16 protein-coding genes are annotated in these 23,600 nt (G+C 64.5%); 3 read left to right on the top strand and 13 right to left on the bottom strand.

Features of this window, described 5'->3' with window-relative positions; genetic code table 11:
• Positions 1-4 precede the first annotated feature (4 nt).
• The 5 genes from BTH42_RS32185 to BTH42_RS32205 all read right to left on the bottom strand — a co-directional run bounded on the left by BTH42_RS32185 (position 5) and on the right by BTH42_RS32205 (position 7,566).
• Positions 5-1,993 (bottom strand): phage tail sheath C-terminal domain-containing protein, encoded by a 1,989-nt coding sequence (locus BTH42_RS32185; protein WP_178392282.1) that lies wholly within the window; start codon positions 1,991-1,993, stop codon positions 5-7.
• 92 nt (positions 1,994-2,085) lie between these two features.
• Positions 2,086-2,400 (bottom strand): hypothetical protein, encoded by a 315-nt coding sequence (locus BTH42_RS32190; RefSeq protein ID WP_083655008.1) that lies wholly within the window; start codon positions 2,398-2,400, stop codon positions 2,086-2,088.
• A gap of 166 nt (positions 2,401-2,566) precedes the next feature.
• Positions 2,567-3,955, bottom strand: a complete 1,389-nt coding sequence (locus BTH42_RS32195; protein WP_256702478.1) for a sigma-54-dependent Fis family transcriptional regulator — start codon at positions 3,953-3,955, stop codon at positions 2,567-2,569.
• A 560-nt stretch (positions 3,956-4,515) separates the two neighbouring features.
• A complete protein-coding gene (locus BTH42_RS32200; protein WP_075305224.1) occupies positions 4,516-5,766 on the bottom strand; it encodes an IS256 family transposase in 1,251 nt (416 codons plus the stop codon).
• A 201-nt stretch (positions 5,767-5,967) separates the two neighbouring features.
• Positions 5,968-7,566, bottom strand: coding sequence for an FAD-dependent monooxygenase (locus BTH42_RS32205; RefSeq protein ID WP_075305225.1), 1,599 nt, complete (start codon positions 7,564-7,566; stop codon positions 5,968-5,970).
• Between the two features lie 681 nt (positions 7,567-8,247).
• Here BTH42_RS32205 and BTH42_RS32210 point away from each other — a divergent pair.
• Both BTH42_RS32210 and BTH42_RS32215 read left to right on the top strand, forming a co-directional pair.
• Positions 8,248-12,738: an autotransporter outer membrane beta-barrel domain-containing protein gene (locus BTH42_RS32210; RefSeq protein ID WP_075305226.1), complete on the top strand. Its 4,491-nt coding sequence runs from the start codon at positions 8,248-8,250 to the stop codon at positions 12,736-12,738.
• A gap of 86 nt (positions 12,739-12,824) precedes the next feature.
• Positions 12,825-13,295: a carboxypeptidase regulatory-like domain-containing protein gene (locus tag BTH42_RS32215; RefSeq protein WP_075305227.1), complete on the top strand. Its 471-nt coding sequence runs from the start codon at positions 12,825-12,827 to the stop codon at positions 13,293-13,295.
• A 71-nt stretch (positions 13,296-13,366) separates the two neighbouring features.
• Here the strand turns inward: BTH42_RS32215 and BTH42_RS32220 are convergent, their stop codons facing one another.
• Positions 13,367-14,278, bottom strand: a complete 912-nt coding sequence (locus tag BTH42_RS32220; protein ID WP_075305228.1) for a LysR family transcriptional regulator — start codon at positions 14,276-14,278, stop codon at positions 13,367-13,369.
• Between the two features lie 146 nt (positions 14,279-14,424).
• Here BTH42_RS32220 and metE point away from each other — a divergent pair, with 146 nt between their 5' ends.
• Positions 14,425-16,719, top strand: a complete 2,295-nt coding sequence (gene metE / locus BTH42_RS32225; protein WP_075305229.1) for a 5-methyltetrahydropteroyltriglutamate--homocysteine S-methyltransferase — start codon at positions 14,425-14,427, stop codon at positions 16,717-16,719.
• A 29-nt stretch (positions 16,720-16,748) separates the two neighbouring features.
• Here the strand turns inward: metE and BTH42_RS32230 are convergent, their stop codons facing one another.
• From BTH42_RS32230 to BTH42_RS32260, 7 genes are all read right to left on the bottom strand, one after another.
• Positions 16,749-17,618, bottom strand: a complete 870-nt coding sequence (locus tag BTH42_RS32230; RefSeq protein ID WP_075305230.1) for an alpha/beta hydrolase — start codon at positions 17,616-17,618, stop codon at positions 16,749-16,751.
• 121 nt (positions 17,619-17,739) lie between these two features.
• Positions 17,740-18,450 (bottom strand): ABC transporter ATP-binding protein, encoded by a 711-nt coding sequence (locus BTH42_RS32235; protein ID WP_075305231.1) that lies wholly within the window; start codon positions 18,448-18,450, stop codon positions 17,740-17,742.
• The gene (locus BTH42_RS32240; RefSeq protein ID WP_075305232.1) at positions 18,447-19,220 is read right to left on the bottom strand and encodes an ABC transporter ATP-binding protein; all 774 of its coding nucleotides are present in this window, start codon (positions 19,218-19,220) and stop codon (positions 18,447-18,449) included. The genes BTH42_RS32235 and BTH42_RS32240 overlap by 4 nt, the downstream gene beginning before the upstream one ends.
• Positions 19,217-20,281 carry a branched-chain amino acid ABC transporter permease gene (locus tag BTH42_RS32245; RefSeq protein WP_143752294.1) on the bottom strand — a complete coding sequence of 355 codons (1,065 nt, stop codon included), beginning with the start codon at positions 20,279-20,281 and terminating at the stop codon, positions 19,217-19,219. Before BTH42_RS32245 ends, BTH42_RS32240 begins: the two co-directional genes overlap by 4 nt.
• A 7-nt stretch (positions 20,282-20,288) precedes the next feature.
• Positions 20,289-21,209, bottom strand: coding sequence for a branched-chain amino acid ABC transporter permease (locus tag BTH42_RS32250; RefSeq protein WP_075305233.1), 921 nt, complete (start codon positions 21,207-21,209; stop codon positions 20,289-20,291).
• A 13-nt stretch (positions 21,210-21,222) separates the two neighbouring features.
• The gene (locus BTH42_RS32255; protein WP_083655009.1) at positions 21,223-22,476 is read right to left on the bottom strand and encodes an ABC transporter substrate-binding protein; all 1,254 of its coding nucleotides are present in this window, start codon (positions 22,474-22,476) and stop codon (positions 21,223-21,225) included.
• A gap of 95 nt (positions 22,477-22,571) precedes the next feature.
• The gene (locus BTH42_RS32260) at positions 22,572-23,585 is read right to left on the bottom strand and encodes an amidohydrolase family protein (protein WP_075305234.1); all 1,014 of its coding nucleotides are present in this window, start codon (positions 23,583-23,585) and stop codon (positions 22,572-22,574) included.
• Between the last annotated feature and the right edge of the window lie 15 nt (positions 23,586-23,600).

Consider the following 23,600-nt stretch of genomic DNA (forward strand, 5'->3'; position numbering starts at 1 on the left):
CCTCTCAGGCGGTGGCGGGTTGGACCATCTGCTGCAGCGAAACCACGACGAACTCCGCCGGGCGCAGCGGCGCAAAGCCAACGATGATATTGACGACACCCGCGTTGATGTCCTCGCTCGTGGTGGTGGTCGCATCGCAACGCACGAAATACGCATCGCGCGCGGAGGTGCCCTTGAACGCGCCTTGACGGAAAAGCATCTGCATGAATGCGGTCACGTTCATCCGCAACTCCGCCCAGAGCTGCTCGCCGTTGGGCCTGTGCACCGCCCAGCGCAACGAATCGCTCAGGCTCTTCAGGATCAGGAGCGCGATACGGCGCACGGGGATGTACTTCCACTCGCTGCCTTGCGCGTCCGCGCCGTCGATCGTGCGCGATCCGAAGCTCACCGTCTGGTAGATCGGAAACTGCCGGATACAGTTGAGGCCGATCGGGTTCAGGCTGCCCTGGTCGGCATCGGAGACGGGCACGGACGTCCCGTACACGCCCGTCAGCACCGCCTCGGTGCCGGCGGGCGCCTGCCACGGGCCCGTCTGTGCATCGGTGCGCGCGAAGACACCGGCAATGGCGCCCGACGGGGGATGCGAGATGATCATCCCGGGCAGGAGCGGATCATCGACGCGAATTTTGGGGAAGTAGGCGGCGGCGTGGTTCGACTGGAACGTGAACTTGAGCGATTTCCACGCCTCGGCCTCGCCCGCCGTCTGCACGTCGGGAAACGGATCGACGAGCAGGAAGGCGAGCTTGTTCTCGCATACGCGCGCGGCCTCCGCGTACACCGTCATCGCGTTGGAGTGCTGCAGCGCGCGCGGGTCGCTCGCCAACGATCTCACGAGGTCGGGCAGGCACAGGATGTTGAAGAACGGGTCGCCGTCGTCGAGTTCCGTGACCGCGCTCTTGAATTCGTCGTCGGCCGGCTGGCCCGAGACGTCGCCGTCAGCGCCCGGGGTGGCCGCGGAGACCTGGCTCCCCTTGTAGGGCATCCCGAGGCGATAGCGCGACGGGTTCACGATCTGTGGCGCAAGCGAGTATGTGCCGAGCAGCTTCTTGCCGGCGCTCGGGTCGGAAAGCGTGACGGTGGCCTCGCTCACTCGTCTCTGCAGATTCGTCGCCGTTGGCGGCGACGTGCGCAGCCGCAAATAGACGTTGCTGTGGGCGCTGTCGATGGGCTCCGTGTAGGGCGCGATCTCGATCGCGACGTTTTGCATCGCTTTCGCCGCGTTCGTGTCCTCGCGAATCGCGCTGTTCAACGCGCGGGCCAGCCGGTTCGCGAACTCCAGGGCGGAGGTCGGTTGCACGTCGTCCTTCTCGAACACCGTCACCGCCAGGTTGTCGATCACCGGCTTCGCGTCGTAGCTGCCATCGTCTTTCGGCATCGCCACGGAGAGTTGCACAAGAACGTCCGCCGCAAACTTGCCGGGCGTGAACGCCTTGCCGATCTTGTAGATCGTGCCGCTCGCCTGGGGTCCCGCCGCGTCGGTGCCCGCCACGCTCACGCCGACGAGTTTAGAGCCCGTATCGATGTCGTCGAGCACATTCGCGAGGTAGCGGCTCGCGGACGTATCCGTGGAAAGATCGCCGAAGCGCTCGACGCGACCCGTGGTCCGGTCAGTGATCGTCACATTGAAGCGCTTCTGGTCCGCCGCGGCGTCATAGGGCTTTGCGCCTATGCCGAATGAATCGATCTCGACGAAGAGCTCATTGCCGGATCCGCCCGAACTTAGCGCCGTGAACGTGAACGAATCCGCGTTCGAACCATCGTCCTTCTTCAGCGTGCTTTCGGCACAGCCCGCGTTGCTGACCTTCACGCGCTTCACGAAAGCTTCTTTGCCGCCATTGTCAAAGAAATGCGCGACCGAGTAAGACAGGCTGCTGGTCGGGATCAGCGGCCCGAACGCGCGCTGGAATTCGAAGATGTCGCGGACCCGGATCGGCCGGCCGTCGATGCCGGTTTTCGTGGGCCCAACGAACAGCGCGATCGACGTCGAGGCCATCGCGACGCTTCGCACGCCGCTCGGGATTTCCTGCGTATAGACACCGGGACTTTTGAGCTGCAGCATCGCGCTTCCCTCCATGAAGTTTGTCGTCAGCGTGAAGTCCCTGTCGGCGGGGCGGCAAAGTACCAGACGCTACCGTCCGCCATCACCTTCTTCACAATCTCGCCGCGCTCAAACAGAGAGTCGAGCGCTTCATGCACGCTCGCGGTCGACTCCTCGTAGCGCTGCCGCATCAGCCACCACGCGATGATTCCCTGGAAGCTGTCTCCCGCTCCGCCGTGCGTGCGCAGGTAATCGCGGATGCGTCCTGCGATGACGACTTTGTCTTCCTGGCACATGGCAGCCTCGCGCCCGAAGGTGGGTCGCGCATTTTTCGCAAGGGTCATGCCAATCACGACCGGCACGGCAAAGCGTTGAGCGGAAAGGCAATCGCGGGACCCTACGCGCCCGGTAATGGGATGTCCGTATCACACGCGGCACGTGCGCAGATGCGATCAACCCGTTGATAGGCTTGCGATTGCCGGAGGTGGGACCTTCGCGCCCCACCTGGGACCCGAAGGTCCCGGTCCCTCAAGCGCCGGGCTGGTGCGCAGCGAACTGCAGGCCGTGCTTGCGCAGCAGCCGGCGAAATGCGCTGCGGTCCTTGCCCGCGCGGCGCGCGGCCAGGCTGATGTTGCCGCCCGCCTCGACGAGCAGGCTCTCCAGGAACGTACGCTCGAAGGTGGCGACCATTTTTGCCTTCGCGTCACGAAAGTGAACTTCGGCGGGTGTCGCAGGAACGATTGGCGCGCTGCCCTGCGCGCCATCCGGAGGAATGTGGATCACCGGGCCGTCGGCTAGCAGATAGTGTCGATGGAGCAGGTTCTCGAGTTCGCGTACGTTGCCCGTCCAGGCGTGCGAACTCATCCAGGCAAGCGTCTCGGGGTGCAGCCGCTTTGGGCCTTGCCTATAGCGCGCGCAAAACAGGCGCAAGAAGTGCTCGGAAAGCAGGGCTATGTCGCCCTCGCGCTCGCGCAACGGCGGCAGTGCCGCCGTCAGCACCTGGAGGCGGAACATCAGGTCGTTGCGAAAGCGCCCCTGCCGCACGAGCGAGCCGAGGTCCGAGTTGGTGGCCGCCACGACGCGCGCGTCGGACTTACGGCCGTCGTGTCCGCCAAGGGGGCGATATTCGTGGTCCTGCAGGAAGCGCAGGAGCGTTACCTGTCCCTTGCCGGTGAGCGCATCGACCTCATCGAGAAACAGCGTGCCGTGGTGTGCGCGCTCGATGAGGCCCGTGCGCCGCTCGCGCGCGTCGGTGTATGCGCCGCGCTCGTGCCCGAAAAGCTCGTTCTCGAGCAGATTGTCCGGTATCGCACCGCAGTTCACGGCAATGAACGGATGATCGCGTCGCGCACTGACATAGTGAACGGCGCGCGCGGCCAGTTCCTTGCCGGTTCCCGTCTCGCCCACGATAAGCAACGGCGCCTCGCAGCGCGCATATTTTCTAAGTACCTCAAGTGCGCTGCGCAACGCTTGCGAGCGGCCCAGCATCTGCAGCGCGATGCATTCCTCCAGCACGTCCGCTTCCGCCGGAACGCCGCTTGCCTGGACGCCGCCCTCGAAGAACCGCGTGAGGCGCAAGGACAGTTCGGCGGTATGGCACGGCCAACCGAAGAAATCGATGCAGGCGCCGAAAACTTCCTCGTCCCCTGCGGCGGCTGCGCTCAGAAAGGCGCCGAGCACGCGGGGCGTGGCGGGGGCGCGTAGCAAGGATAGCAATCGTTCCCTTGGATAGCGGCTATCCAATAGCAACACCGCGGGATCCTCCACGCGGGGCGCACGGAGCCAGGCGTCGCTGTCGACTCGCGTTGCATTGAACCCCAGGGACTGGATGGCGCGTACCAGCGTATCGCTATTGCCCGAATCCGCGAACGAAACGAGCGCGAGATGCCCTCGAGAAGCGTCTTTTCGTGAGTCCACTCCCCCTCCCCTGGTCTGGATGCAAGTACCAGATGACAATGAAGGCTCGGCACGCGGTTTTAATACACTCACCCCAGGCAGCTTGCGATGCGTGGAAAGTATTCGAACGCGGACATCACGCGCAATCGGGCACTCTCAAAGCCAACGTTCCCATTTGCAATGGTCCCTTCGCCTGAGCATATAGGCAGGAATCCGAAAACAAGGCGCGACGCTTACCTTTTCATTCCGATCTTTGCAAATCAATATCGCGGAGATTTATTGATATATCGGACGGGTATTCAGAATCGACGACGGAATGCTGCTGAAACATGCCTGAACTGCCACGAGAAGCATAGAAAGTCAGTTGAAATGTTTCCAGCCAGTATAGCTACATTCAGCGCAGAACTGTGCGGCCTCCAACATTCAGGAAGAACACTCAGAGAGATAGAAGACCCGACACGTTCGTTAGCTAACGTCAGCTACTCGAGGAAACGTGTCTGTCCAAAATGAAAGTATTCGTGGCCAGGAACACAACTCACCAAGGGGGTGTCAGAATTTCCGTGTTCAAGGCGGGTTGAGAATCACACGGAAGGTCGAACGAAGCGATCCTCATAAAGAATCGCGAACTGGTTCATGGCCGCCTTCCAGTCATGAGCGGCACGCCCCCAATCGGCAGTAATGTTGCGCAGTGCCAGCCAGATGAGTTTCGTGGCTGCCTCATCGGTCGGGAAGTGTCCCCGTGTTTTGATAATCTTACGCAGCTGCGAGTTGATGTTTTCGATGGCGTTCGTCGTGTATATAACCTTGCGAACGGCCGGCGGAAAGGCGAAGAACGGAATCACGCGATCCCAGGCGCTGCGCCACGCCGCGCTGACTGGCGGAAATTTCTGCCCCCATGGCCCGTCAGCAAAGGCATCGAGCTGGGCCTGAGCCGCTTCCGCGCTGGGCGCGGTGTAGATCGGGCGAATCGCGGCAGCCAGTCCCCTGCGGTCTTTCCAGCTCGCATAGTCGAGGCTGTTGCGGATCAGGTGAACGATGCAGGTCTGCAGCGTGGTCGCGGCAAACACCGCCGCCAGGGCCTCGGGCATGCCTTTGAGCCCATCGGTTACGGCGATCAGGATGTCATTGACGCCGCGTGTCCTGAGATCGTTGAAGACCTTCATCCAGAACTTGGCGCCTTCAGTGTTCTCGATCCACAGACCCAGAATATCGCGTGTACCGTCGGGCAGAACGCCCAGCGCCAGGTAGATCGCCTTGTTGCGCACGACAGCGTCTTCGCGGATCTTGACCCGCAGTGCGTCGAAGAACACCACCGGATACATCGGCTCAAGCGGGCGGGCCTGCCATGCGGTCACTTCGGCCATGACCTCGTCGGTCACGGAACTGATGAAGTCGTGAGAGACCGCCGTGCCGTATTGCTCCTGCAAAAATCCCTGAATCTCGCGCACGGTCATGCCGCGGGCGTACATCGCGATGATCTTGTCGTCGAACCCAGTGAAGCGTCGTTCGTGTTTGGGAATCAGCAGCGGTTCGAAGCTGCCGTCACGGTCGCGAGGCACCTCGATACGGATCGGGCCATCTTCGGTCAGGACCGTCTTGGCGCCCGTGCCGTTGCGCTGGTTGGTGACGGCGGCGGGCTTCACAGCGCCGGGCGGATAGCCGAGATGATGATTCATCTCGCCGCCCAACGCCCGCTCGATCAGGGCCTTCTTCAGGGCCAGCGTGGCGGCATTGATCGCGTCGGCCGTCATCGGGCCATTGCCGAACTGTTCAAGCAGTTCAGGGGGAATCGCCGGCAGGTCCGCCGGCGGGGTCTTCGGTTTGCGAGGCATATATTCTCCTGGGGAGCATCATATGCCTTGAACACGAAATAACTGACAGGCCCCTCACCAACTTCTACAGTAGAGGTTTGATATGGCGAACAACTTCTCTCGAATGCAATCGAGACCGTCAAACGTCCTGAATTAATTACGCCTGACTGGTTGAATGTGGCTGGACAGCGCCCGGGCACAGTACTCAGGAATCTACTCACCTCAATTTTTTATCCCCACACCTAACCCCTCAACCCAACTCCCAATTCCCCCACCCGAACAATCACCACATCTCCATCCAATATACCCATCCGGCCGAACAACCCACACCGCCCCACCGCGCGCACGATAAGCAGCCGCAAATTCCCCCGCCGCGTCCATAACCGTTGTCATAGCCTCATACCCACGCACATCACAACCGGGCGCCGTAACAAGAACATGTGCTACAGCATCGGGCAATGCCATCGACAAAGCGCGGCAACCATCGACAAACGCATCATATTGTTCCGCCCTGTCGACATAACCTACGACGGTATGCCTCCCTCGCCCAATGTACTCATGCAATCGTCTTTCATGGCCCACGAATCGCTGCGTCAGTCCCCGCGCATCCGGCGCCCGATCCCCAGGCGCAGGAGCCTCGGGATGAGCATCAGTCCAAAGATCCGCAACGATCGGACTACCGCGATAAGAAATCAGCAACTGTGTCTCACGCATCGCCGGATTCGCCGCCTGCCGCGCGAGCACAGCATTGAGCGCCGCGCTCGTCGATTTGACAACGTCGACGCCAACCGGATGTCGTTCCGCCTGATAGCTATCGAGTAAAGCGGGCCCCGCCAGACCCTTCACAACGTGCGCCAGTTTCCACGAAAGGTTGTGCGCATCCTGCAGACCGGTGTTCATGCCTTGACCGCCCACCGGCGGATGGATATGAGCAGCGTCACCGGCGATGAACGCACGACCCCGCCCATACGCGGACGCAATCCGATGACTCACCCGATAAACCGACGACCAGCGCATCGAAGATAGCCGCGAGCCCTCCGGCAAAGAAGGCAACAAGAGCCTGCACATCGTGTCGAAGTCCGGCGCCACATCGTTGGCAAGCGAAGAAGCATGTTCATCGGGAACGATCATGGAGAGCCGGTAGTGCTGCGCGGAACCGCAAACCGGCACAGCCGCGACGCTCACTTGCGCCCGTGCCGGATCGGTCCATTCGAATCGGTACATCGGCCCGCGCGGACACGGCCAATCGACATCGATATCGGCCAGCGCGAAAGTCTGTGGATATTTGTCCCCGTCGAAACTCAGGGCCAATGCAGATCGAACCTTGCTGTGCGCCCCATCGCATCCGACCAGCCATTTGCATCGCACGGTCGATGCCTCACCGTGCGAGCCGGTCAGAGCAACGTCGATCGCGTCGCCATTTTCGGTAAAGCTATCGAGCGTACCGCCGTAATCCACGCGACCGCCGTGCTGCGCGAACGCCGCTTCGAGCAGCCGCTCGGTCTCGTACTGTGCAAGTGAGAGTGAGCCGTAGGGTAGCCCTTTATCCGGTACTCGCATTGAGCGGGTGGGCACCATCACACCGTCGACCCAGGTTTCGACGCCGGTGAGCCACGTGCCCGCCGCGATGGCGCGATCGACAATTCCGAGGTCTTCGAAAATCTCAAGCGTGCGCGGCGTAATGCCGAGAGCTTTACAGAAATAGCCTCTGCCCGGCATTTTGTCGATCACCTTGACCGCGACACCATCGCGCTGCAATTGAGTGCCGAGCAATAAGCCGACCGGGCCCGCTCCAACGATAAGGACGTCCACATCCGTCATATTCCGCTCCAGACAGGTCGTTGTGCAGCCAGAAGGAGTGACGCGCATGGAGAAAAACCTTCGAGCGCGCACAGCAAAATACTAGTGGGTAACGCGGGACAATCCTATTCGCGGCTTGCGAAGAGGGGGACGGATCCGCGCACATTGACCGCCTCCGTCACCCGTACTTCTCGACTGTTCCGATGTGACGCTGTTCGCAACCGTCGCTTCCCTGCGAAAACCGCCGCTTTCACGGAAATATCACCTACGCTTTTGCATCGAATTATCGCGACCGGATTCCCACTAAAGCCCGTCCAACGAGTGTTGGAATTGAGCCGCCGTTTGTACTATGTTTCCCTACAGTGCGGCGGAGCCCTGCCGGCGCATGGAGCTTTCCAGTTTCTGCAATAGTCGCGCAAGCGTGGACTGATGGAGGAAGCGGTGGGCCAAATTCAACAGAAAACTCTCGGGTACAGGTTGGGCAGGCGAATCCCGCGCAATGATCGTTCGCCAGAGATTCCAGCTATTTTTAAGCCAGTTTCGCGTCCAGAAGTCTGCATACATCCTCCTGTAAGCAAGCCCGTTTCACTTCATGCCGCCGCATTGCTTGCACTCAATGCATTTGATTGCGTCCGCAACCATGACAGAGCGACACGAGTAGATGGCCGCACACGGTCCACGGTCATCCTCCTGAACCTCGCGGTGCTTGCCGCGCTGCAGCCGTCGGAGCGCGCGCTGGCTGCGCCGCCCTGCTATGCGATTAGTGGCGGTGGACTGGTTGCCGAGGAAATCGATGGTTGTGGCGGTTACGGCGGCGGGGTCCAGACAACCGGCTCGAACCCGACCGCCAGTACAGGCGGTGAGAGCAATCCGGCCGGTGCTGGCGCAAATGGCCAGGCTGGAGCGGGTAGCAACGGCGGCGGCGGGGGCGGCTCGGGTACGACAGGCGGCTCGGGCGGCGGTACCAACGCCGGCGGCGGTGGCACGCAGGCGGGTCAAGCTGGCGGCAGCGCCACGGGTGCCGGAGCCGGCGGCGGCGGCGGAGCGCATGGCGCGGTGACCGCGACTGACGTCAGCAACGCGACCTCCATCTCCGGCGGCGCGGGCGGTGCCGGTGCGTCGGGGTCAGCGGCCGCAGGCGGCGGTGGCGGCGGCGCCGGCGGCTACGGGGTTGTCGTGAGCAGCCCCAACGTCGCGGTCACCAACAATGGCAACGCGTCGATTGCCGGCGGTTCGGGTGGCACGGGAGGCGGCTCCGGAACTGGAACCGCGGGAGAAGGCGGCGACGGTGGGCACGCCGTCGAGTTCGTGACCGGCGGCGGCACCCTGGTCAATTCGGGCGCGATCAGCGGCGGCCGCGGCGGCAACAGCGGCGCGTCGGGCTTGGCCACGTCTTTCCCGGAAGGCGGTAACGGCGGAGTCGGGGTGAGATTCCTGAATGGCGGCGCGATGCTGACGAATTCCGGCAGCATTGCCGGCGGCGACGGCGGCAACAACAGCCAGGCCAACGCCACCAATTCCCTCGGCGGCAACGCGGGCGCCGGCGTGAGCGGCGCCAATATCCCGATCACCAACACCGGGACCATCCGTGGTGGGAACGGCGGCAACGGCGGAACCGGCGGCATCGGACAGGGTGCGAACGGCGGCGCCGGTATTGTCGACTCGGGCTCCACGGGCACCATCATCAACAGCGGCACGATCCAGGGCGGTAATGGCGGCGCGGGACGAACAGCGTTGGGCGCCAGCGGCAATGGCGGCGGCGCCGGCGGTGTCGGGATCAGCGCGTCGGGCCTGAGCATCTTCAACAATGCCGGCGGCTCGGTGATCGGCGGAGGAGGCGGCGCGTCGACGGCAGCCGGCGCCGCGGCGGGTGCCGGCGGCGCGGGGATCAGCGGAGCCGATCTGACCATCTTCGACAGCGGCACGATCACCGGCGGCAGCGCCGGCGGCGTGCAGGCCAACGCGATCACCTTTTCTGGCGGCACGAATTATCTGGAATTGCGCCCGGGTTTCGTCATCAACGGCAATGCGGTTGTCCAGGCGGGCAGCGGTACCCTGGCGCTCGGCGGCAGCGGCAATTCGACGTTCGACGCGTCACGCATCGGCGCACAGTATCTGGGTTTCGGCCAATTCCTGAAAACCGGCGCCGGTACCTGGCAATTGACGGCGCAACCGCCGGCGGGACCGCCGACGCCGTGGACGATCCAGCAGGGCACGCTGGCGATTTCGAGCAATCTCGCCCTCGGGGTCAACAACGAGGTCCTCACCTTCAACAACCCGGGCAGCCTGAACCCGCCGCCCACGCTTCGATTCGACGCGGCAGGCATCGATCTGAGCCGCGGCGTGATGCTCGCGACCGCCGGCACCTTCGATACGGCCGGCAACGCCGCCACGATCTCCGGCCAGATCGCAGGAGCGGGCGGCCTCATCAAAACCGGCGACGGGACGCTGACACCGATCGGCACCAACACCTATAGCGGCGGCACGACGATCCAGCAGGGCACGCTGGCGATTTCCACCGACGGCAATCTCGGCGCCACGTCGGGCGGCTTCACCTTCAACAGCAACAATCAAGGCACCGCACCGGCACTGCAATTCCTGGCGGACGTCGTGACCAGCGCCGGCCGCACGGTGACGCTTGCGACCACTGGCACGGTCGATACCCAGGGCAATGCAGCGACGCTATCCGGTCCGGTCACTGGCGGCGGCGCTCTCGTCAAAGCCGGCACGGGCACGCTGACGCTAAGCGGCGCCAACACCTATACCGGCGGCACGCTGCTCAACGCCGGCACGCTCACGGTCGGCAACAACTCGGCACTCGGCACCAATACGCTGGCGATGGCGAACGGCACCACGCTGTCGTTCGCGAGCGCGGACAACTTCGTCGTCGGCAACAACATCTCGCTCACCGGCACCGGTAACGTCACCCCGCCGTCGGGCACGCAGCAGACCTTGTCGGGCACGATCTCCGATGGCACGTCGGCGGCCGGCAGGCTGGCGATGCAGGGCCCCGGCACACTCGTGCTGACCGGCGGCGACACCTACACAGGCGGCACGACGATCAGTGCCGGCACGCTGCAACTCGGCAACGGCGGGACGAGCGGCAGCATCGTCGGCGACGTTACGGACAACAGCGTCCTTTCATTCAACCGCAACAACGATCTTCAGGTCGACGGCACGATTTCCGGCACGGGCAGTGTCGCGCAGATCGGCACCGGTCGCACCATTCTGACGGCCGCCAACACCTATACAGGCGGTACGACGATCAGCGCCGGCACGCTGCAACTCGGCAACGGCGGAGCGAGCGGCAGCATCGCCGGCGACGTCACGGACAACGGCGTCCTCGCGTTCGATCGCAGCAACGACCTGCAATTCGACGGCACGATCTCCGGCACGGGCAGCGTCGCGCAGACCGGCTCGGGCAGGAGCATTCTGACCGCGGTGAATCCCTACACGGGCGGCACCACCGTCAGCCACGGCACGCTCGTCGTCGGCGACCCGGCGCATACGGGCGCGGCGCTGTCGGGCGGCGGACCGATCGAGGTGGCGCCGGGCGCCACGCTGGGCGGCTACGGCACCGTCACGGGCAACGTCACCAACGACGGCACGGTGAGCGCCGGCAACGCCACGCCCGGCTTCAGCACCGCCGCCATCGGCACCTTCACGGTCAACGGCAACCTGCTCAACGAGGCGAGCGTCAATCTTGCGTCCGACCCGATCGTCGGCAACGTACTGCACGTGACCGGCAACTACGCGGGCGGAACGGCAGCCACCGTGACGATGAACACGCTGATCAATCCGGGCGGGCCGCTGGCGAACCAGCTCACGGATCGTCTGCTGGTCGAGGGCAATACGTCCGGCACGACGCTCGTCACCGTGAAGCCGCTCGCGGAAAGCCCCGGCGGGACGACCTCGCCGACCGGTGTGATCGACGCATCGGAAGGTATTTCGATCGTGCAGGTGGCCGGCAACTCGACTCAACAGGCCTTCGCACTGCCCGGCGGCTACGTGGTGGCGCCCTCCTCGCCGCACGAGTACCGGCTCTACGCGTATGGGCCGGGCTCGTCGCATGGCCCGGCCGATGCCGCGCAGGCGCTGGTCGGCAACGGCGGCAATCACTGGGATTACCGGTTGCAGTCGGCCTATGTCACGCCCGAAGGGCCGGTGGATCCCGAGCCGCCCGCTTTGAACGGCGGGCAGGTCGACCCCGAGGTGGTGATTCCGTCCGAGGCGCGGCCGGAAGTCGTCCCGCAGGTCGCCGCCTACGTCACGGCGCCGGCCGCGTTGCTCTACGCGGGCATGATCGACATGGACTCGCTGCACCGCCGCCTCGGCGAAATCCGCGACGACCAGGCGCTCGATCGCGACGGCGGACCGGGCGAGATGTTCATCCGCGCGTATGGCGGCAACTTCAACTATTCGACGAACATTGCGTTCAAGAACTTCGGCTACGACGCATCCGGCGACTACAGCGCGATCCAGTTCGGCGCGAACGCGTTGCGCTACCGCACCGAAGGCGGCCTGTGGCGGTTCGGGCTGGCCGGCTCGGTGGGCTGGTTGCATTTCGAGCCGCAGGCGGTCGACGGTCCGAGCAGCAGCCGCTCGGATGTCTACCGGCTGTCCGGCTACGGCACTTACCAGAGCCGGCAGGGATGGTACGTGGACAGCATCGTGTCGGTCGGCTGGTTCAACGGCACCGTGAACACGTCCTCGCGCGGCGAGGCGATGAAGCTGGAGGGTAACGATTACGCGGCGTCGCTGGAGGCGGGCTATCCGTTCGCGCTTCCGTATCACCTGAACATCGAGCCGCAACTGCAGCTGGTCGGCCAGCACCTGAGCTTCCACAATGCGGTCGATGCGGACGGGCTGCCCGTCAACATTGGTTCGCAGAACCAGGTGACGGGCCGGCTCGGCGTGCGCGTGACGCGGCCGGTCGACGTCGTGAGCGGCCGCGTCACGCCGTATCTGGGCGTCGATGTGCTGCATGCGTTTGCCGATGGCACGGTCGTGCAGGTCGGCGACGAGGGCTTCACATCGGGCAAGATGGGCGACGCCGTGCAGTTCTCGATCGGCGTGAACGGCACCACGAGCCCGAAACTGTCGCTCTACGGCCGCGTGTCGTACCAGCAGTCATTCGGTAGCGCGGGCTTTCGCGGCTGGCTGGTCAATGCCGGCGCCCGTTACCTGTTCTGACGATGGATTTCACCTGAGACCCGCCGCCGGCCTCGCAGGCAGTTGCTGTTCATGCGCGGCCGACATTACTGAAAGGAGCAGTCACGATGAAAATGCAACACAACGCCCCCCGGATCGCGTCGACCCTGCTCGTCGCGGCGTTTGCGTTTGGTCAGGCAGGGGGTGCAATTGCGCAGACCGCCGCCCAACCGGCCGCCAACGAGATCCACAGGACCGGCATGCCCGCGACACAGCAGCAGGGCGACGTATCGTACGTATCGGGTGGAGTGGGTCGCGACGAGTCCGCGGCGCTGCGGCAGGCACGCAGGCAGTGGCCACTGTCGCTGCAGTTCACCGGTCCCGGCTCGAGCTATGTGGCCGACGTCCAGGTACGGATCGCCAAAGGCAGCACGACCGTGCTCGATACCACTTCGCACGGGCCGTATCTGCTCGCGCGGGTGCCTCCGGGGCGTTACACGGTCAGCGCGACGTACAGCGGCGTGACCAGGAGGGAGACGGTCAACGTCCGTGGCAACGGCAGCGCACGCGCGGTGTTCTCGTTCCCGTCCACCCATTGAGCGTAGTCTCGGCGGCGCGCCGAAGCTCGCGCGCCGCCGCGACCGGCACGCGCCGCTCGGCGCCGCGCGCGTTAGAGCGGCACGAACCGTCCTCCCCGCCACTCCGCCCCCCGCGCAAACTCCACGAACGAGCGCAAATAATCGATAGAAGCATCCCCGTCGCGCGTCCCCAGAAAGATCTGCTTCGCAATCCCCTCCTTCCCGAGCTTCACGCTCACGACCGGCATCCGCTCCGCGTACTCTTCCGCCAGCCAGCGCGGCAGCGCCGCCACCCCGCGATTACTGGCGACCATCTGCAACATGATGTCGGTGGTCTCGATCGTCTTATGCCGCCGCGGCGCCACGCCCGCCGGCCGCAGAAAATAGTTGTAGATGTCGAGCCTATCGGTCTCGACCGGATACGTAATCAGCGTTTCACCGACCAACTGCTCCGGCTTCACATAGCGAGCCTTTGCAAGCGGATGCCCGTCCGCGACCACCAGCACCTGCTCGTAGTCGAACACCGGCTCGAAGCGCAGCCCCGGACGATTCAATGGATCGGGCGTCACCAGCACATCGACGTCATACCCGAACAACGCGCCAATCCCGCCGAACTGAAAGCGCTGCTTCACGTCGACATCCACGTCAGGCCAGCGCGCGAGATACGGCGACACTACCTTTAGCAGCCACTGGTAACACGGATGGCACTCCATCCCGATCCGCAACGTGCCGCGCTCGCCCTGCGCGTATTGCTTCATGCGCTCCTCGGCCTGCTCGAACTGCGGCAGCAGCCGCTCGGCCAGCGCCAGCAGATACTGCCCCGCCTGCGTGAGCCGCAAACTACGCCCCTCGCGATCCCAGATCGGTGTGCCCAACTGCTGCTCGATCTTCTTGACCGTATGACTGAGCGCGGATTGCGTCAGAAACAGCGCGCCGGCCGCAGCGGTGAGCGAACCCTGCCGCGCGACTTCGCGAACGATGACGAGGTGAATGCGTTCAAGCATGGCGCGGGACTCGCATGGCAAAAACTGTAGATGAACAAAACTAATGGATGAATGAAATAATGCCATTTTATTTCATCTATCGATAGCTCTATCATCGCTGCCACTTCGTCAGTTTTGACGTATTTCTCTACCGGATGGCAGCGCACATGGTTACCACACACAATCTCGGCTTCCCGCGCATCGGCGCTCAACGCGAACTGAAGTTCGGCCTCGAACGCTACTGGAAAGGCGAGTCGTCGCGCGATGAACTGAAGGCGCTCGGCGCGCAATTGCGCGCGCGTCACTGGAGCGATCAGCGGGGGCTCGACCTCGTACCGGTCGGCGACTTCGCGTTCTACGACCAGGTGCTCGACATGAGCTTCACGCTCGGTAATCTGCCGGAGCGCGTGCGCGGCTTTCATGGCGACAAGCTCGACAACTATTTCCGCGTCGCGCGCGGCCGCTCGGCGCAGGGCGAGGAACAGCACGCGGGATGCTGCGGCGGGGTCGCCGCCGGCGAAATGACCAAGTGGTTCGATACCAACTACCACTACATCGTCCCCGAATTCACCGCCGACACGCAGTTCAATCTCGATACGTCAGGTTTGCTCGAACAACTGCGCGAAGCCCGCGAACAAGGGGTGAAAGCGAAGCCGGTGATCCTCGGCCCGCTCAGCTACCTGTGGCTCGGCAAGGCCAAGGACGACTCCGACAAGCTCGCGCTGCTGCCGCGCATCATGCCGGTGTACCGCGCGCTGCTCGACTACTTCAGGGTGATGGACGTCGAGTGGGTGCAGATCGACGAGCCGGTGCTGGTAACCGAACTCGAACCGGCGTGGCGCGACGCATTCACGACCGCTTATGCCGGTTTCGAAGAGCGCGGCGTGAAGCTGCTGCTGACCACCTACTTCGGACAGCTCAAGGAAAATCTCGACCTCGCGTGCGCTCTGCCGGTCGACGGTCTGCACCTCGACGCAATCAATGCCCGCGACGAACTCGCGCTCGCCGCGCAAAAGCTGCCCGCGCACAGCGTGCTGTCGGTCGGCGCGATCAACGGCCGCAATATCTGGAAGACCGACCTGAACGCGACGCTCGAATGGCTCGCGCCGCTCGCGCAGCAACTCGGCGAGCGTCTGTGGATTGCGCCGTCGTGCTCGCTGCTGCACGTGCCGGTCGATCTCGAAAGCGAAGTCAAACTCGATCCGGAGATCCGCTCATGGCTCGCATTCGCGCTGCAGAAACTCGACGAACTTCGCGTCCTCGCCGCCGCGCTGAACGGTCAACGCGACGAGGTCGCGGCGGCGCTTGCCGCCAATGCCGCCGCGATCGCCGCGCGCCGCCAATCGCCGCGCGTGAATAACCCGGCGGTAAAGGCCGCGCTCGCCCGCATCGACGCGCAGCTCGGCAAGCGTCAAAACGCCTATGAAGCGCGTGCGGCGAAACAGGCCGCGCTGCTGAAGCTGCCCGCGTTCCCGACCACGACGATCGGCTCGTTCCCGCAGACCGCCGAAATCCGCCATGCGCGCAGCCAGTTCAAAAGCGGCGCACTCGACCACGCCGGTTACCAGGCCGCGATGCGCGCCGAGATCGAGCGCAGCGTGCGCGAGCAGGAACAGCTCGGTCTCGACGTGCTCGTGCACGGCGAAGCGGAGCGCAACGACATGGTCGAATACTTCGGCGAGCAACTCGACGGCTATGCATTCAGCCAGTTCGGCTGGGTCCAGTCGTACGGCTCGCGCCGCGTGAAACCGCCTATCCTGTTCGGCGACATCAGCCGCCCGACCGCGATGACGGTCGAGTGGATCGGCTACGCGCAATCGCTCACCGACAAGCCGATGAAGGGGATGCTCACGGGCCCGGTTACCATCCTGAACTGGTCGTTCGTACGCGACGACCAGCCGCGCTCGGTGTCGTGCTATCAACTGGCGCTGGCGATCCGCGACGAAGTGCTGGACCTCGAACAAGCCGGCGTGCGCGTGATCCAGATCGACGAAGCGGCGCTACGCGAAGGTCTGCCGCTGCGTCGCGCGCAATGGGACGAGTATCTGCGCTGGGCGGTCGAGTCGTTCCGGATCACCGCGAACGGCGTCGGCGACGCTACGCAGACTCACACGCATATGTGCTATTCGGAGTTCAACGACATCATCGCGTCGATCGCCGATATGGATGCCGACGTGATCACGATCGAAACCTCGCGCTCGGATATGGAGCTGCTCGACGCGTTCGACCACTTCAACTATCCGAACGAAATCGGCCCGGGCGTGTATGACATCCACTCGCCGAACATTCCGACCGAGCAGCACATCGTGCAACTGATGCGCAAAGCCGCCGAGCGGATTCCGGCGGAACGTCTGTGGGTGAACCCGGACTGCGGTCTGAAGACCCGTCAGTGGGCTGAAGTGCTTCCGGCGCTGAGCAACATGGTTGCGGCCGCGAAGACGCTGCGCGCTCAGGCGCAGTAAGTCATCAAGGAGCGGGGCCGCCCCGCTCCTTACGCACCCCCGATCATCCCCAGCACCGCGTCGAACAACGCACTGCCAGGCTGCGCAAGTTCATTGACCAGATTGAAGTGATTCGAGTGCGTATTCGGCACCAGCGTCACCGGCAAACCGCGCCGGCTGACGTCTTCGTGAAACTGCAGCGTCTGGTTCCTGAACCCGCTGGTTTCCAGCCCGCCGACCGTCAACAGCAGCGGCGGTGCCATATTCGGCAGACACAAAGCGGGACTGAGCAACGCGGCCTGATCCGGATACAGCCGCAGCCATTCATTGACGCCGATCTCGCACAAAGGCCGGATGTCATAGAGCCCACTCAACCCAACGACGCCCTTGATCACGTCCTGCGGCACGTTAAAGCGCGATTGCCAGTCGTCCGCATACAGCATCCCGGCCAGATGGCCGCCGGCCGAACTGCCGCCCACGTAGATCCGCTGCGTATCGATCCCATACGCGCCGCCCTGCTGGTACAGCCACGCAATCGCGCTGCGCACTTCACGCACCACTTCGGCGAGCGTCGCCTCCGGCAGCAACGTGTATTCGATCATCGCGACCGCGACGCCCGCCGCGGTGAACGCGGCCGCCATCGAGCACGCGTCTTCCTTGCGTTGCGAGCGCCAGTAGCCGCCGTGAATGAACACGAATAGCGGCGCGGGCCGCGCGGCCGCCACGCCCGGAAAAATATCGATCCGTTCGGCCTGCCCCATCCCGTAACGCAGATCGAGGATGCCCGCGCAACGTTCGCGCGAGTCGCGCGCGAGCGACGCATAGATCGCCATCTCGGCATCGAAGTCGCTCACCGAAGCCCGCGCGTTGTACTGCACCGCGCGCTCGGCGAGATCGGCGAAAGTCAGATCGAACGGCATCGAGGAGTCCTTGTCGGTGAATGCGAGCCTGCAATCGTAGTGGAACCGCAACCCATACGCAAAAAAGCCGCGAGCCGGATAGCCCGCGGCAAACACACACCCAGAAAAAAGCCGCCCGGGTTCAGATACTCAGATGCGCATGCAACGCGTCCGCTTCCGCACGCAGCTGGAAAGACGTGCCTTGCCACACCACCGCGCCCTTCGACATCACGTAGTGGTAGTCGGCAATCGCGAGCTGCGACGCGAGATTTTTATCGATGCACAGAATCGCCAGGCCCGTCTTCTTCAACTCGGCGAGGCACTTCCAGATCTCCTCGCGAATCAGCGGCGCGAGACCTTCGGTCGCTTCATCGAGAATCAGCAGGCGCGGATTGGTCATCAGCGCGCGGCCGATCGCGAGCATCTGCTGTTCGCCGCCCGAGAGCGCCGAGCCGAGATTGCGCGCGCGTTCCTCGAGCCGCGGAAACAGCTGATAAACCCGTTGCAGCGTCCACAAGCCGCCGGGACGCTTGACCTCGCGCGCAGTCGCCACCAGGTTCTCGCGCACGGTCAGCGTCGGAAAGATATGGCGTCCTTCCGGCACGAGCCCGATCCCCGCGCGCGCGATCCGGTACGACGGCGCGTTGTCGATCGACTCGCCCGCCATGCGGATCGAGCCGCGCCGCGTTTTCAGCAGACCGGCGATCGATTTGACCGTGGTCGATTTGCCCATCCCATTGCGGCCGAGCATCGTCACGAACTGGCCGTCGTCGATATTCAGTTCGACGCCGAACAGCGCCTGGCTGCGGCCATAAAACGCTTCGAGCGAAGCGACTTCGAGCAGGCGGCTCATGCGTGGCTCCCTGACAGATTCGACGGCGCTTGCTCATCGCCGAGATAGGCCGCGCGCACGGCGGGATTCGCGCGAATTTCGTCGGGCGTGCCGGTCGCGAGCGCCTTGCCGTACACCAGCACGGTAATCCGGTCGGCCAGCGCGAACACCGCGTCCATGTCGTGCTCGACCAGCAGCATCGCGTGCGTGCCCTTCAGCGCCTGCAATTGCGCAGTCATCTGCACCGTTTCGGCCTGGCTCATGCCGGCCATCGGTTCGTCGAGCAGCAGCAGTTGCGGACGGCTCGCCAACGCCATCGCGAGTTCGAGCTGACGGTGTTCGCCGTGCGCCATCTCCGCGACGCAGACCTGGGCCTGCGCGGCAAGTCCCGTTTGTTCGAGCAGCGCGAGCGCTTCGTCGAGCACCTCGCCGCGCGCGCCGAGCCGGCTCCAGCAGTTAAAGCGCGACGCGCGCTGCGCATTGACCGCGAGCAGCACGTTTTCGAGCGCGGTGTATTCGGGCAGCACCGAGGTGATCTGATACGAGCGCGCGAGTCCGAGCCGCGCGCGCCGCTCGACCGACAGTTGCGTGATGTCGTCGCCCGCGAAACGGATCGTGCCTTCGTCGGGCCGCAGTTCGCCGGCCAGCTGGCCGATCAGCGTGCTCTTGCCGGCGCCGTTCGGGCCGATCACCGCGTGAATCTCGCCGGGCTCGACGCTCACGCTGAAATGGTCGGTCGCGGTGAAGCCGCCGTAGCGCTTCACCAGTCCTTCGACGGTCAGGAGACTCATTGCGCACCTCCCTGCGCGGCACGCTTGCGTTCGTTCTCGCGGCGCTCACGCCGCGCATCGAGAGAGGCGACCAGGCCGATCAGACCGCGCCGGCTCAGCAGCACCGCGATCACGATCAGCGGTCCCATCACCAGCATCCAGTGTTCGGTGACGCTCTTCAGTCCTTCTTCGAGCAGCACGATCGCGAGCGTGCCGACCAGCGGTCCGACGAACGTGCCCGCGCCGCCGATCACCACCATCACGATCAGATCGCCCGACATCGTCCACGACATATAGGACGGCGCGACGAACTGCGTGAGGTTCGCGAACAGCATGCCGGCGACCCCGCACAGCATCGCCGCGCTGACGAACACCGCGAGCTTCATCCGCGTGGTCGGCACGCCGAGCGCGCGCATGCGCCGCTCGTTGATGCGGATGCCGCCGAGCGTCATGCCCGCCGCGCTCTTCAGAAAGCGTCGGCCGAACAGCATCAGCACGATCAGCAAGCCCGCGGCGACGTAGTACAGCGTGACCGGATCGCCGAGCGACACGGCGCCGAAGCGGCTCGCGCCGGCCAGCGCGAAGCCGTCGTCGCCGCCGTATTCGCGCAGGCTCACCGCGAAGAAATAGAACATCTGCGCGAACGCGAGCGTGATCATGATGAACGCGATGCCGCTGGTGCGCAGCGCGATCGCGCCGGTCACGAGCGCAACCAGCGCGCACACCAGCAGCGTGATCAACAGATGCACGCCGCCGCTAACCACGCCATGTTGCGCGAGCATCCCGGTAATGTACGCGCCGAGACCGAAGTACAGCGCATGACCGAAGCTGACCATGCCGCCGACGCCGAGCATCAGATCGAGCGACAGCACGGCGATCGCGAGGATTGCGATGCGGGCGAACAACACCACCAGAAACGGCTGGCCGCTGAGCGCCGCATACACGGGCAGCGCGAGCAGCAGCACGGCGAGCAGCCAGCCGAGCCGGTCGACGTAACTGGCGCGACGGCTCGCGGCATCCGCCGCGCGTGGCACGGGCGGCGCGGGGCGCGCGCGGGGTGCGGAAGCAGGAGTAGGCATCATGTCGGCTTCACGAATGTTTGACGGGGAAAAGACCCTGCGGACGCCACGCGAGCACGAGCGCCATCAGGATGTAGATCAGCATCGATGCGAGCGCGGGCCCGGCGGTATCGGCGCTGCTGCGCTCGAGCACCTGGCGCAGCAACGCGGGCAGCAGCGTGCGCCCGAGCGTGTCGATCACGCCGACCAGCAGCGCGCCGAGAAACGCGCCGCGAATCGAGCCGATGCCGCCGATCACGATCACCACCATCGTCAGGATCAGCACCGGCTCGCCCATGCCCGGCTGCACCGACAGAATCGGCCCGGCCAGCAGACCGGCGATCCCGGCGAGCGCGGCCGCGACGCCGAACAGCACCGCGTTGAGCAGCACCACGTTGACGCCGAGTGCGCCGACCATCTCGCGATGCGTGGCGCCCGCGCGGATCAGCATGCCGATGCGGGTGCGATGGATCACGAAGTAGCAGCCGCCGGCGACCGCGAGCCCCACCGCGACGATCAGCAGCCGGTACGCCGGATAGTGCAGGCCGAACAGGTCGACCGCGCCGGCCAGCGCTTCGGGCACTTCCATGTAGTACGGCGACGGGCCCCAGATCGTGCGGGTCAGTTCGTTGAAGAACAGGATCAGGCCGAACGTCGCGAGCACCTGGTCGAGGTGATGACGCTGATAGAGCCGCCGGAACACCACCGATTCGAGCAGCATCCCAAGCGCCACCAGCGCGACCACCACCGCGAGCGCGGCAAGCGCGAACGAGCCGCTCAGGTTATAGACCAGCGCGCCGACGAACGCGCCGACCATATACAGAGAACCGTGCGCGAGATTGACGAAATTCAGAATGCCGAAAACGAGCGTCAGCCCGGCCGCCATCAGAAACAGCAGCACGCCGAGCTGCAAGCCGTTCAGGCATTGCATGACGAGCAACGTGAGGTTCATCGCGTGGGTCCGCTCAGTTCATCTTGCATTGTTGTGCAATGGGATTGTTCACCTTCGGCACGATCGGCCCCTTCGTTTCGAACGACGCGCCGTTCGCGCCGCGCACCACGTCGACGCGATAGAAGCCGGCGCGCGGGAACTGATTCGCGTCGAAGCTGAACGGCCCGCGCACCGACTCGAACTTCGCATTGGCCAGCGCCTGGCGCAGCGCCTTGCTATCGGACACGTTGCCCTTGACCGTCGCGATTGCGGTATCGAGCAGCGTGGCCGCGTCGTACGATTGCGCCGCGTACATAGACGGCGCGCGGCCGTACTTCTTCGTGAACGCCGCGACGAACTGCGTGTTCTGCGGATTCTTCAGGTCCGGCGAATACGGCGAGCTGGTAATCGCGCCGACCGCGATTTCCTTCAGCGCGGGCAGCGTGGTGCCGTCGATCGTCGACACCGAAATCAGCGGAATCTTGCCGAGCAGACCCGCCTGGCGGTATTGCTTGACGAAATTCACGCCCATCCCGCCCGGATAGAACACGTACACCGCATCCGGCTGCGCGGCCTGCAATTGCGCCAGTTCCGCCGAATAGTCGGGCTGGTTGACCTGGGTGTAGACCTCGTCGGCGATCGAGCCACGATAGTCGCGCTTGAAACCCGACACCGCATCGCGGCCCGCTTGGTAGTTCGGCGCCATCACGTACACGCGCTTGTAGCCGAGGTTGGTCGCCAGCTGGCCGCCGGCCTCGTGCAATTCGTCGTTGTTCCACGAGGTCGAGAAGAACAGCGGCGAGCAGCCCGCGCCGGCCAGTTGCGTCGGCCCCGCGTTCGAGCCGATCAGCACCACGCCGGCGCTCGTCACCGGTTTGTGTATCGCCATCATCACGTTCGAGAACGTCACGCCGGTGATGATCTTCACGCCGTCGCGGCTGATCAGTTGCTGCGCTTCCTGCAACGCGAGGTCGGGCTTGAGCTGGTCGTCCTGGCGCACGATCTGCACCGGCACGCCGCCGAGCTTGCCGCCCTTCTGTTCGACCGCCAGCATCAGCGCGTCGTACTGGTCCTGACCGAGCGCGCCGCCCGGCCCGGACAGCGTGCCGATGAAGCCGATCTTCAGCGGCGCGGCATCGGCCGCGAGGGCGGGCGCCGGCAGGCACGCGGTGGCGGCCAGCGCGCCGAGCACGGCCAGCGCGGCGCGGGTGCCGCTGGTGCTGCTGGTGCGATTGGCTGCGGCAATACCACCTCGGCGCGACGAACGGCGAACGAACGTAACGGTCATGACAAGTCTCCTACCCGGTAACGAATGTGTGTGTGTTTTATCGGTGCTGCGGTTGGCGCGTTGAGTCCGCTTATTGAGTCCGCTGATTGACCCGTTTAAACGGCGCGCTCGAGGTCGATGCCGAAGAAGCGTGCGGCATTGCCGGCGCAGATGTTACTGCGCTGCTGCTCGTCGAGCCACTCGCTGCTGGTGACGAGTGCGCCGATCTGCTGTTCGCCGAGCGGGAACGGGTGATCGGAGCCGAGCATCACGCGTTCGGCGCCCATCACGTCGACCAGCAGACGCAGCGCGCCGTGATCGAACACCGCGCTGTCCACATAGAATCGATCGACATACTCCGACGGCGGACGCGGGCAATCCTTGCGCACGATGTCGCGGCACCGCCATGCGTTGTCGACGCGGCCGAGCAGGAACGCGAAGCTGCCGCCGCCATGCGCGAACGCGAGCTTCAGCGAACGCGGAATCCGCTCGAACGCGCCCGACAGGATCAGCGACAGAATGCCGAGCTGGGTTTCCGCCGGCATCGACACGAGCCACGGCAGCATCCACTGCTTCATGCGGCCGTCGGTCATCATGTCCCACGGATGCACGAGCACCGGAATGTCTTCCAGCGCGCAATGGGTCAGAAAGCTCACCAGGTGTTCGTCGTCGAGGTCGCGCGGGCCCAGGTGATTGCCGATCTGCACGCCGACGTGGCCGGCCGCTTTCGCGCGGCTCGCCTCGCGGCACGCGAGTTCGACATCCTGCAGCGGCACTTGCGCGAGCGCCTTCAGGCGGTTCGGCGCGTATGCGCAGTGTTCGAGCGCGAGGTCGTTCATCTTCGCAGCCCAGTCGGCCGCGGCGCGCGCTTCGTAGCGGTAGCCGAACATGATCGGCGTCGCGCAGATGATCTGCGCGGCGACGCCGACCCGGTCCAGTTCCTCGATGCGGGCGGCCGGATTCCACAGCGCCTCGCGGACCGGCCGGAAGCTGCGCTCGCCGACCATGATGTTGCCGGTCTCGCCGCTCGCGTCCACTTGCAGCCACGGGGCGCTGGATGCATCCAGCCGGCTCGCGTCTTCCCGCCCGATGCGCGGGAAGAAATGCGAGTGCATGTCGATTTTCTTCATGTTGTCGAATTCAGT

The sequence above is a fragment of the Burkholderia sp. SRS-W-2-2016 genome, assembly GCF_001931485.1.
Taxonomy (GTDB): domain Bacteria; phylum Pseudomonadota; class Gammaproteobacteria; order Burkholderiales; family Burkholderiaceae; genus Paraburkholderia.

What these genes read in the sequence shown, in the direction of transcription:
- BTH42_RS32200 (WP_075305224.1), bottom strand. Translation starts at nt 5,766, where the DNA reads ATGCCTCGCAAACCGAAGACCCCGCCGGCGGACCTGCCGGCGATTCCC.
- BTH42_RS32235 (WP_075305231.1), bottom strand. Translation starts at nt 18,450, where the DNA reads ATGAGCCGCCTGCTCGAAGTCGCTTCGCTCGAAGCGTTTTATGGCCGC.
- BTH42_RS32215 (WP_075305227.1), top strand. Translation starts at nt 12,825, where the DNA reads ATGAAAATGCAACACAACGCCCCCCGGATCGCGTCGACCCTGCTCGTC.
- BTH42_RS32260 (WP_075305234.1), bottom strand. Translation starts at nt 23,585, where the DNA reads ATGAAGAAAATCGACATGCACTCGCATTTCTTCCCGCGCATCGGGCGG.
- BTH42_RS32205 (WP_075305225.1), bottom strand. Translation starts at nt 7,566, where the DNA reads ATGACGGATGTGGACGTCCTTATCGTTGGAGCGGGCCCGGTCGGCTTA.
- BTH42_RS32220 (WP_075305228.1), bottom strand. Translation starts at nt 14,278, where the DNA reads ATGCTTGAACGCATTCACCTCGTCATCGTTCGCGAAGTCGCGCGGCAG.
- BTH42_RS32230 (WP_075305230.1), bottom strand. Translation starts at nt 17,618, where the DNA reads ATGCCGTTCGATCTGACTTTCGCCGATCTCGCCGAGCGCGCGGTGCAG.
- BTH42_RS32245 (WP_143752294.1), bottom strand. Translation starts at nt 20,281, where the DNA reads ATGATGCCTACTCCTGCTTCCGCACCCCGCGCGCGCCCCGCGCCGCCC.
- BTH42_RS32240 (WP_075305232.1), bottom strand. Translation starts at nt 19,220, where the DNA reads ATGAGTCTCCTGACCGTCGAAGGACTGGTGAAGCGCTACGGCGGCTTC.
- metE (WP_075305229.1), top strand. Translation starts at nt 14,425, where the DNA reads ATGGTTACCACACACAATCTCGGCTTCCCGCGCATCGGCGCTCAACGC.
- BTH42_RS32185 (WP_178392282.1), bottom strand. Translation starts at nt 1,993, where the DNA reads ATGGCCTCGACGTCGATCGCGCTGTTCGTTGGGCCCACGAAAACCGGC.
- BTH42_RS32255 (WP_083655009.1), bottom strand. Translation starts at nt 22,476, where the DNA reads ATGACCGTTACGTTCGTTCGCCGTTCGTCGCGCCGAGGTGGTATTGCC.
- BTH42_RS32250 (WP_075305233.1), bottom strand. Translation starts at nt 21,209, where the DNA reads ATGAACCTCACGTTGCTCGTCATGCAATGCCTGAACGGCTTGCAGCTC.